This is a genomic window from Neoactinobaculum massilliense (assembly GCF_900604955.1).
In the GTDB taxonomy this organism is placed as follows: domain Bacteria; phylum Actinomycetota; class Actinomycetes; order Actinomycetales; family Actinomycetaceae; genus Neoactinobaculum; species Neoactinobaculum massilliense.
In genome coordinates this window covers 42067-56734 of the sequence record NZ_UWPE01000001.1, presented here as the reverse complement: position 1 = coordinate 56734, position 14668 = coordinate 42067, and the positions used below count along the sequence as shown (strand labels likewise).

Below are 14668 nucleotides of genomic sequence, written 5' to 3'. Positions count from 1 at the left end.
GGGGATTTTGCATGCCGCGGTTTACCCGAAGCGCCCAGATACGTAATCTTCCGTCTCCTTCTGGGACGGGTTGGAGAAGATCTTCTCCGTATCGTCGAACTCAACCAGGTGGCCCGGCTTACCAGCGCCCTCCAGGTTAAAGAATCCCGTCTGGGAGGACACGCGGGCGGCCTGCTGCATATTGTGAGTCACGATCACGATCGTGTACTCATCCTTGAGGTCATTCATGAGGTCCTCGATCGCCAGCGTGGAGATCGGATCCAGTGCGGAGGCCGGCTCATCCATGAGGAGCACGGCCGGGCGCACGGCGATGGCACGAGCGATGCAGAGGCGCTGCTGCTGACCACCAGACAGAGACGCGCCGGGGGCATCCAGGCGATCCTTGACCTCATTCCAAAGGTTGGCGCCGGAGAGCGAACGCTCCACCACCTCATCCTCTTCGGACTTGGAGATGCGCTTCTTGTTGAGCCGGAGGCCAGCCAGCACATTGTCGCGGATGGTCATGGTGGGGAACGGATTCGGCCGCTGGAACACCATGCCCACGTGGCCGCGGACCTTCACCGGATCCACACCGGGCGCGTAGATGTCCTCGCCGTCGATCTTCACCGAGCCCTCCACGTGGGCGCCGGGGATGACCTCGTGCATGCGGTTGAGCGTGCGGAGGAAGGTAGATTTGCCGCAGCCGGACGGGCCAATGAGCGCCGTGATGGCATGGGGCTGAATAGTGACGTTCACATTACGCACGGCCAGGAAATCGCCGTAGTAAATGTTCTCGCCTGTGACTTGAATTCCCTGAGTCATTTTTTCCTTTCGGGCAAGCTCGGAGCCTAGCGGGACTTCGGCGCGTATGCCCTGGCGATTAGCCGGGCGATCAGATTAAGGACGAGGACGATGAGCACCAGAATCAGTGCGCCGCCCCAGGCCTGATCGTAGAAGCCGCCCTTGTACCGGTTATACACGTACACCGGAAGGGTCATCATGCGGTTGTTAAGCAGCGAGAAGTTGTAGTAGTCCGTGGTGCCCGCCGTAATGAGCAGCGGGGCGGACTCGCCAATAACTCGCGCAACAGCAATCACGCAGCCGGACACAATGCCGGATGCGGCCGTACGAAGCACAACATGCAGAATAGTGCGTGCCTTGGTCACGCCCAGTGCGTAGGAAGCCTCACGGAGTTCATTGGGCACCAGCCGCAACATTTCCTCCGTATTTCTCACCACGATTGGCGTCATCAGCACTACCAACGCCACGGACCCCTCAATGCCGGACGCATAGCCGGGGTTCCCCGCAATAAAGGGGAACACGGCGGCCGCAAATAGACCGGCGACGATGGAGGGGATGCCCGTCATGATGTCCACTAGGAAAGTGATCGCACGGGCAAACGCTCCGCGTCCGTACTCCACTAGATAAATAGCGGTGAAAATGCCCAGCGGAATCGAGATAACGGCCGTGCACAGCGTGACCTCAAGTGTGCCAACAATCGCGTGCCCCAGACCGGCCGTCGAGTTGGCCATAGCCGCACCCTGACCGTCATGGGAAAGGAAGTTCCAGGACATCGCGCCAGCGCCGCTCACCAACACGCCCACCAGTAGGGCGATCAGCGGAATAACCGCGAGCACGAACGCCGTGGTGATATACACGGTGGCCATCCGGTCCTTGCGCTGCCGTGTACCAACGGCCTGCTGAAGGATGATGGTATTGACGATGAAGAAAATGATGAGGCCCACCAGTACCGGGCCCACAAGGCCCGCATCCGGCGCCGCCAGGTGGAATACCACCATGGTGGCCACCATGCACACCAGGAGAACAACCCAGCTCACCCAGTGCGGCAGCGAGCCGTGAATCGCCAGCGTATCGCCCACTTCTGCTTCGCTACGCGAGGCGTTGGCTGAAAGTTGGTTACTCACTTCTTACCGCCCTCCACCGAGTAGTGCGCCACGATTCGCCGCGCAATAAAGTTCACCACGAAGGTAAGTACAAACAGCAGCAGGCCCAAACCAATGAGGAACTGACGCTCCAGTCCGGACTGCGCCTCGGGGAACTTCAGAGCAATCTGCGATGCAATCGTGGAGTGCTGACCTGGCGACATAATCCAGAAGTTCACGCTGGTCCCGGCCGACAGCACCATGAGTAGCGCCATCGTTTCACCGAGTGCACGCCCCAGGCCAAGCATGGAGGCCGACACGATGCCGGAACGTCCCACCGGTAGCACGGTCATCTTGATCATTTCCCAGCGCGTGGCGCCCAGACCCATGGCTGCTTCCTCGAGCAGTGACGGGGTTTGTAGGAATACCTCGCGGCACAGGGACGTAATGATCGGCAGCACCATAATGGCCAAAATAAGGCCGCCCATAAGAATGTTTCGCGCCGGCGGGCTGAAATGCACCAGCTGCGGCGTAATGGGCCACCAATCAAACCGGTTCGCCATGTACCCAAGCGGCGGGAACTTGCACAGCCAGGTCAGGATCGGCGTGAAGAAGCTATCGAACCACTCGAAAATGGGACGCATAGCGGGTTCAAGGGAACGCATGCCCCACAGACCAAATACCACGGAGGGGATGGCCGCCAGCAGATCAATGATGTATCCCAATGCGGAAGCGAACTTGCGCGGCGCGTAATGGGAAATGAAGAGGGCAATGGCGATCGAGAATGGCACCGCAATGGCCAGAGCAATGATGGAAGAAAGAATGGTTCCAAACATCGTGGCGCCTGCGAACTGCCAGAAGGACTGCCCGTTCGCGAAGGAAACGTTTTCCTCAATTGCCTTACGGGAGGCTACAAATGCGGGCCAGGATTCATACAGCAGGAACAGCGCGACAGCGCCGAGTACCACGATGATAATGATGCCGGCCGTCATGGAGATGCCAGAGAACCACCGATCCCCTGCCGAGACCACCGGCTTGTTTCGTTTTTTAGGTTCGGGGGGCGTAGGCGGGGGCGGCCGCAGTGGCCGCCCGCCTCCCCGGAATTGCTATCGAGCTGACTCATGAGAAGGATTATTCCTCACTCACTACTTAATGGTGTTGATCGCGGCCATGGCCTTCTCGCGCAGCGCGTCGGAGATGGGAGCATTACCGGCGCCGGCGTCCGTGGCGGCCTTCTGGCCTTCCTGGGACACAACGTAGGTGAAGTAGGACTTCACCAGTTCACCATCAGAAGCGTTCTTGTACTGCTGGCAGCCGATCTCATAGGAGACCAGCACCACGGGGTAAGCACCGGCGATGGAGCCGTCGCGCTTGAGATCCTTCGTGAGGATCGTGTCAGAGGCGCCGGCCGCATCATCGGAGGAATCAACGATCTTGGCGGCGGCGTCAGCGGTCGGGGCGAGGAATTCATCCCCGGCCTTCACCTTGGCGGCCTTGAGATCACCGATCTGGGAGTAGTCCGCGTAGGTGATAGCACCTTCGGTGCCCGCGGCCAGGTTGACCACGCCGGAGGTACCCTCAGCGGACTGCGTGCCGCTCTCGGGCCACACCTCAACGGAGCCGTAGCTCCAGGCATCCGGGGCGGCTTCGGAGAGATAACCGGTGAAGTTGCCGGTGGTGCCGGACTTATCGGCGCGGTTCACCGGAATGATGTCCGTATCCGGCAGATCCACGCCCTTGTTGGTGGCGGCGATGGCCGGATCATTCCACTTGGTGATCTTGCCGGAGAAGATCTTGGCGATGGTATCCGCATCGAGGTTCAGATCATCCACGCCCGGGAGGTTGTAGGCAACCGCGATCGGGGAGATATATACCGGGAGCTCAACAATCTTGTCCGTGGCGCAGGCATTGGACACCTTGGCAAGCTCATCATCCTTGAGCGGATCATCGGAGCCGGCGTACTGGACGGAACCGCCGAGGAACTTTTCACGACCCGTGCCCGAACCGGTCGGATCGTAGTTCACCTGAACACCGGAGTTGGTGGCCGTGAAACCATCACGCCAGGCCTGCTGGGCGTTCTGCTGCGTGGAAGCACCAGCGCCATTCAGCGTGCCGGACAGAGACGAAGCCGCAGACCCAGAAGCGGCACCTTCGGCGGCGCTCGACGAAGCGCCCGTGGAAGCGCCGTTCGAAGAGCAAGCCGTCAGGGTAAGTGCAAGAGCGCCCGCGAGCGCGAACGCAGACTTCTTGATGTTCTTCACAGTTATTGATCCTTAGCGTGAGGGGGACGTCTTTTCGCGCCCCGCTATGGATGACGCTAGGAAATCCTGGTTACATACAAGCGCACGCTAGGTTAACAATTGGTAAACAGTGACGTTTCACCAGTCACATCCTTCACATAGCCGGCCCGTCCCGACGTCGAACCGGCGTCGGGACGCCCGCACCGCACTGGAGAATGTGGCGTCGCCGTCCCCGTGAACGGCGCCGCACACTACACGGAGGCAAGCGGTCGCACTCGCTCCATAGCCACCACGCGGCCGCCCTTCACGTGAAGCACCATGCACTCCCCCGTTTTTAGCCACGGGTTTGCCGCGGGAAGCGCTTTGCGTACCTTTGGTACCGCGTGAGCAGCGAGACTCTTCAGGATGGCGCCGAGCGTGGGCCGATGAACGCACAGGGCGCGGGCCACCTGCGGACGGGCTAGCAATTCCACGGCTACCTCGGCAGTGAGATCCGGGTTCGCCGCGAAGGCATCCTCGGTCACCTCACCGTGAGTGATGGGCGTGAGCACAGCCGCCGCAGCATAGGGCTCAAGAGTTTGCGCGCATCGCCGCCACGGCGAGGTGTGCAGCTCAGCCACGCCGTATGCGGAAAGTAGGCCGCCAATGCGCACGGATCGAGCCGCTCCCTGCCGGGTGAGTGGCCGCTCCGCCTCGGCGCCTTTCCAGGCACTGCGTTTCTTGGCGCGCGCATGCCGCACCAGCACGGCGGTTTCAGCGCATCCGCCATGTTTGCGCCATAGTTTGAGAAAGGCTGCCAATTCCTTGCGATTCGCGGCCGAGGTGAGGCGCCGCATGGCCTCCGCCGCCGGCATCCACTCTCCCGAGTCCACTTCCGCGTGCTTGGCGCGATGAAAGGCGGGCCTGGCGCGCACCGCGGGAGCGTCCGGTGAAAGGACGCGTCCGCACCAGAAATGCACCACCTTGGGCCGGCCAGAGGACAGCCGATAGCGCGAATCCGGCAGCGGACACCCAAGTGCCACGTGCAGGCCAGTTTCCTCATACACCTCACGAATGGCGGTGGTACGGATTTCCTCGCCGTGCTTGCGCTTTCCCTTGGGGAAGGACCAGTCATCGTATCGAGGCCGATGAATGAGATAGATATCCAGCTCGGGTTGCTCGGGATTAGTTCGCCCGGGTTCACGCAGCCCGGGCTCCTCACACTGCCCGGGCTGCACGGTCCCCTTTCCAGCTGGACGCCACACGATCGCCCCGGCGGCCTCAACCTCGGCGCTCATCGGCTTGCCACCGAGGAGCGTGCCTGCTTCATGAGCAGCTCCTGGATATCCACCAGCTTCTTTCCTTTCGGGGACTTGGTGACCCGCGTCCAGCCATCCGTGCCCATCCGCCACGAGCTGGTGGTGTTGGCACAGGCGACGTCGATGAGTTCCACCAGCTGTGCGATCTGATCCGGCTCCACAATCTTGATGAGTGCCTCGATGCGGCGCGATAGATTGCGATGCATAAGATCGGCCGAGCCAATATACACATCCGTATCACCGTCATTGCAGAACGCGTAAATGCGCGAGTGCTCAAGGAAACGCCCCAGAATGGACCGGACCCGAATATTCCCGGACAGCCCTGGAATACCGGCACGCAACGCACAGATGCCGCGCACCTGAATGGAGATGGGTACGCCGGCCTGGCTAGCGCGGTACAGCGCATCAATCACCGGCTCATCAAGCACGGCGTTGGCCTTGAACTTGATCCAGGCGGGCTTACCGGCCTGCTTGTTACGGACCTCCCGCTCAATCCGCTTCATGATGCCGGCACGAATACCCTCCGGCGCCACCAGCAGGCGGTGGTAGCTCTGACTGGCGCCGAAACCGGAAAGACGGTTGAACAGGCGCGTAAGATCCTGCCCCACATCGTGATCACACGTGAACAGTCCCAGATCCTCGTAGCCGCGCGCCGTCTTGGGGTTGTAATTGCCGGTGCCCACGTGGCAGTAGCGCACCAGCCCCTCATCCTCCTGCCGCACCACCATGGCCAGCTTGCAGTGGGTTTTTAGCCCGATCATGCCGTACACCACGTGCACGCCCGCACGCTCCAGTTTGCGCGCCCATTCAATGTTGCGCTGTTCGTCAAACCGCGCCTTGATTTCCACCACGGCCAGCACCTGCTTGCCCGCCTGCGCCGCCCGAATTAGTGAATCCACAATGGGGGAATCGCCGGAGGTGCGGTAGAGCGTCTGCTTGATGGCCAGCACCTTGGGATCCATAGCCGCCTGCGCCAACAGCTGCTGCACGGAGGTGGAGAAGGACTCATAGGGGTGGTGCACCAGCACCTCATGCTCGCGGATCTTTTCAAACATGTCCGCGGGCTTCGCCGATTCCCCGTCTGTCAGGCCCGGCGGTGTTACGGGCACGTACTTCGGGTACTTGAGGTCCGGCCGGTCCACGTCATGCAGCTCATCAAGGGAGCCGAGATCCAGCGGCGCGGGCAGCCGATACACATCCGAGGAACGCAAGCCAAGTTCCTTCTTGAGATACCGGAGCGTCCGGTCCGGCATGTCCTCCTCTACCTCGAGCCGCACCACCGGTCCAAAGCGACGGCGCCGCAGCTCCTTTTCTAACGCAGTAAGCAGGTTTTCGGCGTCGTCCTCCTCCACCTCCACGTCCTCATTACGCGTTACGCGGAAGCAGGAATGGCTTTCAATCTTCATGCCCGGGAAGAGTTGGTCCAGGTGCTCCCCAATGAGCTCCTCCAGCGCAATGAACTCATTCGGGTTATCTCCAATGTCCGGATCATCCGCATCGCGGCCGGCCCTGGCGATACTCACCCAGCGCGGCAGCACACCCGGCACCTTGACCCGGGCGAACACGGGATTCCCACCCCGACGTAAGGTGACGGCAATATTAAGCGAGAGCCCCGAAATATAGGGGAAAGGATGGGACGGGTCCACGCTCAGCGGAGTAAGCACCGGGAATACGGAGGACTTGAAGTAGCGGGAGAGGCGCGTACGCTCCTTCTTCTTCAGCTCGTTCCAGTGCCGAAGAATGATGCCTTCTTTTGCAAGCTTGGGGACGACGTCGTCACGGAATACGCGAGCTTGACGTTCCGCGAGTTCGTGGGTGCGCTTGGAAATACCATCCATCACCTGGGTGGGACGAAGTCCCGAGGCAGCCGTGACGGCCATGCCCGCGTCAATACGCCGCTTGAGGCCGGCAACGCGAACCATGAAGAACTCGTCCAGATTAGAGGTGAAGATCGATAGGAACCAGGCTCGTTCTAGAAGCTGCAGGTCCTGATCCTCAGCCTGTTCCAGCACGCGCTCGTTGAAAGCCAACCAGGAGAGTTCGCGATCAGCGAAGCGTCCCTTCGGGAGGCGAGAAGAACCCTCCTTGTCCACCTCGTGACGCGCCTCACGCGCGAGCTCGCGCAGGGACTTTGAGGACACCGCCGAACCCAGCCGAGCCTGACGCAGGATGTCATTCTGGGTGAAATCCCGTGGTAGGGAGGCACCCTCCACCACCCCGTAGAGCACGTGGCGCTCGACCTCGCCGAAACCCATTTTGCCGTACACGTGCACGGCCGCGCTGTTTGAGGCATCCACGTACAGGGAGACACGCCGATAACCCCGCTCCGACGCCGTATGCAGCGCAAGCGCCACCAGATAGGAGCCCAGACCCACACCGCGTTCCGCCGACACCACTCCTACCGCGTAAACCTCAAGGGAATCCTGCTCAGGCTTCAGCCATAGCATCCCCACCGGTTCCCCGGAACGCTCAGCGATGAAGAGGAGCGACGCGTCAAACCAAGGCTGGTCCATCCGCGCGGCAAAATCGTCCTCCGTGAGGAGCCCCTGATCCGGCAAATCTTTGAAAGCCCGCGCATTTAACACAACCAGACCGGGCATATCCACAGCGCGATCAAAGTTGCGTACGGTAATCCCCTCCGGGATGCGCCCCTCGGGTAAGCCCTCACCCGCCTCCAGCGTGCGGCCCAGCAGGAGAAGCACGCGCTCCGACACCAGTCCGGCCGCCTTGGCCAGTGCGCGAGCTGCCGGTAGATCACCGTGCGCCCAGAATGCCGCCTCGGCGTCGCCGCGCACGGCGGCAACGAGCTGTCGGCCTAGCCCCATACCGCGAGCATCCGGCCGCACTGCCAACTCCACGTTGCCGCTGCGCCCTCGGTAAGCGATACCTGCTACCGGCTCACCGATGGTCCACGCCTGCCCCTTCGGGGCGGCACCCGAAACATCCAGCAGTGTCTGCTCATCAAATGGCTCCACGCCGTCCTCAGCCGTAGCCTCCGCACCGATAGTGCGAAGCATGGTGGCCAGTTCCGTGGTCATACCCGTGCTCACTGAAGTGCTCCCTTTCTAGCCAATTCAGCTGCCTCCCTGAACTCTTTCGATGTAGCAAGCATTGCGCGATCACGCCGAGTCACGCGGGTGGCAAGCGGGTGCGAAGGCGAGCCGATCCATGCCGGATCTACCTCCCCAATGGTCTGCGTAAAGTACGCCGATGCCGCCAGCACCTCGGCCAAACTGTCCTGGAATGTGCCGGCCAGTATGCGATCCCACACCGCGCGCAGCGCGTCCGGCTCCGGCGTTTTTTCTATCCGTGCCACGCCGGCCGCGCCCTGCTCCCGCAGCACCGTGGCCGCCGAGTGCAGCCGCCCGGCTACATCCTCAGGGAAGCGGCGGATCCACTCCCGCAGCAAATACCCACGCCAGAAAATCCCCGGCAGGCTGTTCTCCGGCGAATTCGCCCAGCTTTCCGCCACCGGATCCACACCTTCCGTGCGGATTAACTCAAGAATGCGATCGCGAACGGCCGGATCATCCGGCGCCCACACGGAGCGGGTGGGAAACAGCGCCTGGGCGGTGACGTGCGCCAGTTCCGAATCCTCGGGAATGCTCTGACGGGCGGAGATATCCTCAAGCTGCGCGTCCGTAATCTGTGCCGGGCGCCGAAAATTGTTGGCCATCGGTTGTCCTTTCCACCGTTATTCTCTCATGCTGTTCCGACATCGCTCATTTTCCCTGCCCGCAGAGTTATTCCGTACCCGCAAGCTTCTGTTCGCGCGGTATTTCCCCGGCAAGCCTCCGCCGACGTCGGTATCCGCACGTACGTTTCTGCCTGCGCGAACGTCCACACACGGCCCATAAATTTGGGCTTCCACTTTCGCACTCAGTCGCTAAACTATGCATGTCTGCCCCTCTAGCTCCAACGGTTAGAGCACTGGACTTTTAATCCATGGGTTGTGGGTTCGAATCCCACGGGGGGCACCAAATGCGGCGATGCAGTACCTCGTGGAGGTGTTACGCGTGGTACGCGCATCCCGCAGCATCCATACCGAGTACGCGATAAAAAATGGCCCGCACGGGCCACAATTCCCGGAGGGTTCCTATGCAGTTGGCCACCATGTGCGCTCCGTTTCTGGAGAAAGTCCCCGACGCCGCACACCGCGCCCGCGTACTTGAAATACTCGAGTGGGTGGCCACCACGTTCCCGGAATTGGAACCCGTCTATAAGTGGAATCAGCCCATGTTCACCATGGACGGCACGTTCATTATCGGATTTTCTGTGGCTAGCAAGCATGTGAGCTTCTCCGCGGAAAAATTCACCATGGACCTTTTCCGCGAGCGCTTCGAGGCCGCCGGCCTGACCCCCACGAAGATGCTCGCACACATTGATTGGGATGCACCGGTGCCCACGGATATTTTGCGGGACGTTATCGCATTCAACATGGACTCTAAGCGCGGCACCCGTACCTTCTGGCGGCACGAGTAGTGCGCGCATGATGGCCCGAGCGGCTACCGCCTGTCCCGTATACACCGCTCGGAGGCACCCGTGAACCATCATCACGCCGGGATATGTGCGGATTCGTCAAGCACATGAGCCGCGAGATCCAGCAGCTTCTCCGGGTCCTTTTCCGCCCGAAACGCGGAAGCATCGCCCGCATCCAGGTAGCGCACGGTGACCGCACCACTCACCGCATCCATGCCGAGTACCACCACGTCCCACGGCCGATACCCGGCGGAACGGAGGCTTCGGCGCCAGTTCGTATAGGTGAGAAGCACCCGGCGAGCCGGCTCCGTACGAATGGTATGTTCCACCGGCGCCATGCTGAGGGTCAGGCGCTCATCCGTGAGGATGCGGGAATCCTGCACCATGCAGTACCCCACCAGTGAATCCCACGCGTAACGCGCCACTTCCTGGGCGTAAATGGAAACAATGGCGCGCAGATGTTCGTCATTGATCCACCGTTCACTGGTGCGTAGCGAGCGCTTCGCCTTGCGTCCTACTCCAAACATTGCGGCCTCCTTTCCATTCCGGCTGCTCGTTGGCCCGCCGCGGTACGTATTTCTACTTTTCGTACACGGCCAAACGAGCTTATGTGCCAACGAGAATAAGTGCGAAGTTTAACCAACAGGTAAACAATGCGTGACAATTTCGCCATATTTTCTTGTGACAGCGCCACATGTGAACGGCGTAACTCCGCTTGTTCACCAACGTCTGCGGTGCATGCCGCGCCGCCGGCGTCGTACCTCACCGGCGCAACCGCACCCACACCAGCGCACCCACGCCCGCACCCGCACCCAGTGAATATTTTCACGTCCCGCCCGCGGCGAAATATCAACCATTCGCCCACCCCCGGAGTAGGGTGAGGCGCATATGCGCGAACATCGCGCTTTTCACCCTTTTCTAGCCCCGGGAGAACCATGCTTCTTCGTCTTCTCACCCGGTATATACGGCCCTACTGGCCCTACTTCGCCGGCGTCCTTGTTTTTCAGCTGTGCCAAACATTCGCCCAGCTTTATCTGCCCTCACTGAACGCGGCCATCATCGATAATGGTGTGGCCACGGGCGATACGGGTTATATCTGGGGCACGGGCGTGCGCATGCTGCTAGTGGCCCTTCTCCAGGTGGTGCTGGCGATCGCCGGCCTGTACTGCGGTGCGCGAATGGCTATGAGCGTAGGCCGCGATCTGCGCCGCGATATTTATGGCCACGTATCCGAATTCTCCGAGCAGGAGCTTTCCCAGTTTGGCACCGGCTCCCTCATCACCCGCTCCACCAACGACGTCCAGCAGGTGCAGATTATGACGCACTTCGGCTCGGTCATTCTGGTATCCGCGCCGTGCCTGGCGATCGGTGGGGTAATCATGGCGCTGCGGCAGGATGTGGGCCTGTCCTGGCTCATGGCCGTGGCCATTGTGGCGCTGCTGGCCGTGGCCGGCTATGTCACCATGGCCATGTTGCCCGCGTTCCGCACCTATCAGTCCCGCCTGGATAACCTCAACCGCATTCTGCGCGAGCAGCTCACCGGCATCCGCGTGCTACGCGCCTTTGTCCGGGAGGATACGGAGCGTGCCCGTTTCAGCACCGCCAACCGCGACATGACCCGCGTGGCCACGCGCATCGGCACGCTGTTCGTCATCGTATTTCCGATGGCGATGGTCATTATGAACGTGGCCCTGGTGGGCGTGTACTGGTTTGGTGGGCATCAGGTAGATGAGGGCACCACGCAGGTGGGAACCCTCGTGGCCTACATGACCTACCTCATGCAAATCCTCTCCGGCATTCTCATGGCGGCGTTCATGTCCATGATGATTCCGCGCGCAAGCGTGTCCGCAGAACGTATCAATGAGGTCCTGCGTTCCGAAACCTCCGTGACGTTCCGGGACGACGCCGTTACCTCGCTCCCCACCCCGGGGCGCGTTGAGTTTCGTCACGTGGAGTTTTCCTACCCCGGCGCCGAAGAGGCCGTGGTCAGCGACGTTTCGTTTGTGGCGGAGCCGGGCAGCACCATTGCATTCATCGGCTCCACCGGTTCCGGAAAAACCACCGTGGCTAACCTCATTCCACGGCTCTATGATGCGACGGCCGGCCAGGTGCTGGTTGGCGGGGTGAATGTGCGGGATCTTTCATCCGCCGCACTGGCCAGCGCCATCGGCTACGTCCCGCAGAAGCCGTACCTGTTCTCCGGCACCGTCGCCTCTAACCTGCGCTTTGGGCGCGAGGACGCCACCGAGGCGGACATGTGGGAGGCGCTTGAAATCGCGCAGGCCAAGGATTTCGTAGAAGAAATGCCCGGCGGCCTGGACGCCCCGATCTCGCAGGCCGGCACGAACGTATCCGGCGGACAGCGCCAGCGTTTGGCCATCGCGCGCGCGATTATCCATCGCCCGCACATCTACCTATTTGACGACGCCTTCTCCGCGCTAGATCTGGCCACGGACGCTCGGCTGCGAGCGCAGTTGTGGGAGCGTCAACCGGACGTGACCAAAATCGTCGTCGCACAGCGCGTGTCCACTATTACGGACGCGGACCTCATTGTGGTGCTGGACGCCGGCCGCGTAGTGGGCATGGGCACCCACGCACAACTACTGGAATCGACCCCGGAATACCGCGAAATTGTGGAATCCCAGCTGGGAGCTGAAGCCAAGTGAGCAAGAACGAAGAACTGAGCCAGCGCGAGCGCGCAGCCGCAGCCACCCGCGCCATCGAAGAGGCAAGCAAGGACTTTGACCGCAACGGTGCCGCCCCCACGGGGCGGGCCAACACCAAGCGCGCCAAGGATTTCCGCGGCACCGTGAAGCGGCTGGTGAGCCTGCTGGGGCCGTGGAAGTGGTGGGTGGTACTCGCCGCCGTTTTCGGCCTCGGGTGGGTCATCCTCACCGTGTGGACCCCGCAAATCTTGGGACAGGCCGTCAACATCCTGTTCGAGGGGGCGATTTCGCGCCTGCTCCCCGCCGGCGTCACTCAGCAGCAGGCCGTGGAGGGACTCCGCGCCGCCGGGCATAGCTCCCAGGCGGACATGATCGCGGCCATGAACCTCACGCCGGGTGCGGGCGTGGACTTCACGAAGCTGTCCATTGTGCTGGTCACCACGCTGTTCATGTACATTGGCGCGAACCTGCTGGACTTCCTTTCCGGCTACATCTGGAACCGCGCGGTGATGGCATCCATCTATAAGCTGCGCCGGGACGTGGAGGCGAAAATCCACCGCCTCCCGCTCTCCTTCTTTGATCGGACGCGACGCGGTGAGATCATTTCCCGCGTCACGAACGACATGGACAATATCGCCAACGTGCTCCAGCAAACGCTTGCGGGCTTCATCAACAACATCATGTGGGTGGCGGGACTGCTCATCATGATGTTCGTGACCTCCTGGAAGCTGGCGCTCATCGCGCTCATCATCATCCCCATCATGTTCGTCATCATGGGCATCATCAGTCCCCGCTCCCAGGTGGCCTTCCAGAAGCAGTGGAAGGAAACCGGGCGGCTCAACGCGGCGGTAGAGGAAACATTCTCCGCTCACGCACTGGTGCGCGCCTTCGGCCGCGAGGAATCCGTGCAGCAGCGGTTCTCCGAAAGCAATGAGGCGCTGTATCACGCCTCCTTCCGCGCCCAGTTCCTGGCCGGCTCCATCATGCCGCTCATGACCTTCTCCTCCCTGCTCACCTACGTGGGCGTGGCCGTGGTGGGCGGCTTCCAGGTGGCCACCGGGCAGATGCGGCTGGGGAGCGTGCAGGCGTTCATTCAGTATTCCCAGCAGTTCAACCAGCCACTGGGACAGCTGGCGCAGTCCTTTGCCCAGCTGCAGAGTGCCTCCGCTTCCGCCGAGCGCGTGTTCGAGTTCCTCGATGCCGCCGAGGAGGAACCGGAGGATCCGGCGGCACCCGCGTTGAACCCCGGCCCCGGCCGGATCGAATTCCAGCACGTGGACTTCTCCTATGATCCCGCGCATCCGCTGATTGAGGATCTCAATTTGGACGCGCGGCCCGGGCACACCATCGCCATCGTGGGCCCCACGGGCGCCGGAAAGACCACGCTGGTCAACCTCATCATGCGGTTCTACGACATCCAGGGTGGCCACATTCTGCTGGATGGCCAGCCCACCGCGGACCTGCACCGGCACGATGTGCGCGCACGAGTGGGCATGGTGCTGCAGGATCCCTGGCTGTTCAAGGGGACCATCAAGGAGAACATCCGGTACGGCCGCGAGGACGCCACGGATGAGGAGATTATCGCCGCCGCGAAGGCCACCTACGTGGATCGGTTCGTCTCCACACTCCCCGACGGATATGACACGGTGCTGGAGGAGGACGCGGCGAACGTGTCTGCCGGCGAACGTCAGCTCATCACCATCGCCCGCGCCTTCGTCTCGGATCCGGCCATTCTCATCCTTGATGAGGCCACCTCCTCCGTGGACACCCGCACCGAATCGCTGCTGCAGAAGGCCATGGCTGCGCTCCGCGAGGGACGCACCAGCTTTGTGATTGCCCACCGTCTGTCCACCATTCGGGATGCGAACCTCATCCTGGTGATGGAGCACGGATCCATCGTGGAGCAGGGCAACCATGAGGAGCTGCTGGCCCGGAAGGGTGCCTACTACCGGCTCTATAACTCGCAGTTCACGGGAGCCGCCATCGATCTGGACGAGGAGGCCTCGCACTAATAGCCCACCGGTGGGACAACTCCACCGGTCACGCCTGCCGATGTGGGCCCGAGCTCGCACCGGCAGGCGGATACAAACGCGCGGCCTGTCCGCGCGTTTTTTGTAAACGCC

General features: G+C 61.7%; 11 protein-coding genes and 1 tRNA gene. 4 read left to right on the top strand and 8 right to left on the bottom strand.

Annotation, left to right across the window (positions count from 1 at the left end; genetic code table 11):
• Positions 1 to 21: 21 nt before the first annotated feature.
• The 7 genes from pstB to EIH27_RS00215 form a co-directional block, all read right to left on the bottom strand.
• Positions 22 to 801 (bottom strand): phosphate ABC transporter ATP-binding protein PstB, encoded by a 780-nt coding sequence (pstB, locus tag EIH27_RS00245; RefSeq protein ID WP_124038958.1) that lies wholly within the window; start codon positions 799 to 801, stop codon positions 22 to 24.
• 26 nt (positions 802 to 827) lie between these two features.
• On the bottom strand, positions 828 to 1904 hold the full coding sequence (gene pstA / locus EIH27_RS00240; RefSeq protein ID WP_241152906.1) for a phosphate ABC transporter permease PstA: 1077 nt from the start codon (positions 1902 to 1904) through the stop codon (positions 828 to 830).
• Positions 1901 to 2893 (bottom strand): phosphate ABC transporter permease subunit PstC, encoded by a 993-nt coding sequence (gene pstC / locus EIH27_RS00235; protein WP_241152905.1) that lies wholly within the window; start codon positions 2891 to 2893, stop codon positions 1901 to 1903. The genes pstA and pstC overlap by 4 nt, the downstream gene beginning before the upstream one ends.
• A 114-nt stretch (positions 2894 to 3007) precedes the next feature.
• A complete protein-coding gene (gene pstS, locus EIH27_RS00230) occupies positions 3008 to 4123 on the bottom strand; it encodes a phosphate ABC transporter substrate-binding protein PstS (RefSeq protein WP_124038956.1) in 1116 nt (371 codons plus the stop codon).
• A gap of 230 nt (positions 4124 to 4353) precedes the next feature.
• On the bottom strand, positions 4354 to 5379 hold the full coding sequence (locus tag EIH27_RS00225; protein WP_124038955.1) for an NUDIX hydrolase: 1026 nt from the start codon (positions 5377 to 5379) through the stop codon (positions 4354 to 4356).
• On the bottom strand, positions 5376 to 8438 hold the full coding sequence (locus tag EIH27_RS00220; protein WP_124040064.1) for an RNA degradosome polyphosphate kinase: 3063 nt from the start codon (positions 8436 to 8438) through the stop codon (positions 5376 to 5378). The genes EIH27_RS00225 and EIH27_RS00220 overlap by 4 nt, the downstream gene beginning before the upstream one ends.
• 8 nt (positions 8439 to 8446) lie before the next feature.
• Positions 8447 to 9076: a hypothetical protein gene (locus EIH27_RS00215; RefSeq protein WP_124038954.1), complete on the bottom strand. Its 630-nt coding sequence runs from the start codon at positions 9074 to 9076 to the stop codon at positions 8447 to 8449.
• 227 nt (positions 9077 to 9303) lie between these two features.
• Between EIH27_RS00215 and EIH27_RS00210 the strand changes: the two genes are divergently transcribed.
• Positions 9304 to 9380, top strand: a tRNA-Lys gene (locus tag EIH27_RS00210).
• 133 nt (positions 9381 to 9513) lie between these two features.
• Complete coding sequence (locus tag EIH27_RS00205) at positions 9514 to 9882, top strand: iron chaperone (protein ID WP_124038953.1); 369 nt, start codon at positions 9514 to 9516, stop codon at positions 9880 to 9882.
• 71 nt (positions 9883 to 9953) lie between these two features.
• On the opposite strand, the gene EIH27_RS00200 is transcribed toward EIH27_RS00205, so the two are convergent.
• On the bottom strand, positions 9954 to 10406 hold the full coding sequence (locus tag EIH27_RS00200) for a hypothetical protein (protein WP_124038952.1): 453 nt from the start codon (positions 10404 to 10406) through the stop codon (positions 9954 to 9956).
• A 408-nt stretch (positions 10407 to 10814) separates the two neighbouring features.
• On the opposite strand from EIH27_RS00200, the gene EIH27_RS00195 reads away from it, so the two are divergent.
• Entirely contained in the window at positions 10815 to 12545 is a 1731-nt protein-coding gene (locus EIH27_RS00195; RefSeq protein ID WP_124038951.1) for an ABC transporter ATP-binding protein, read from the top strand.
• The gene (locus EIH27_RS00190; protein ID WP_206424842.1) at positions 12542 to 14557 is read left to right on the top strand and encodes an ABC transporter ATP-binding protein; all 2016 of its coding nucleotides are present in this window, start codon (positions 12542 to 12544) and stop codon (positions 14555 to 14557) included. The genes EIH27_RS00195 and EIH27_RS00190 overlap by 4 nt, the downstream gene beginning before the upstream one ends.
• Positions 14558 to 14668 lie beyond the last annotated feature (111 nt).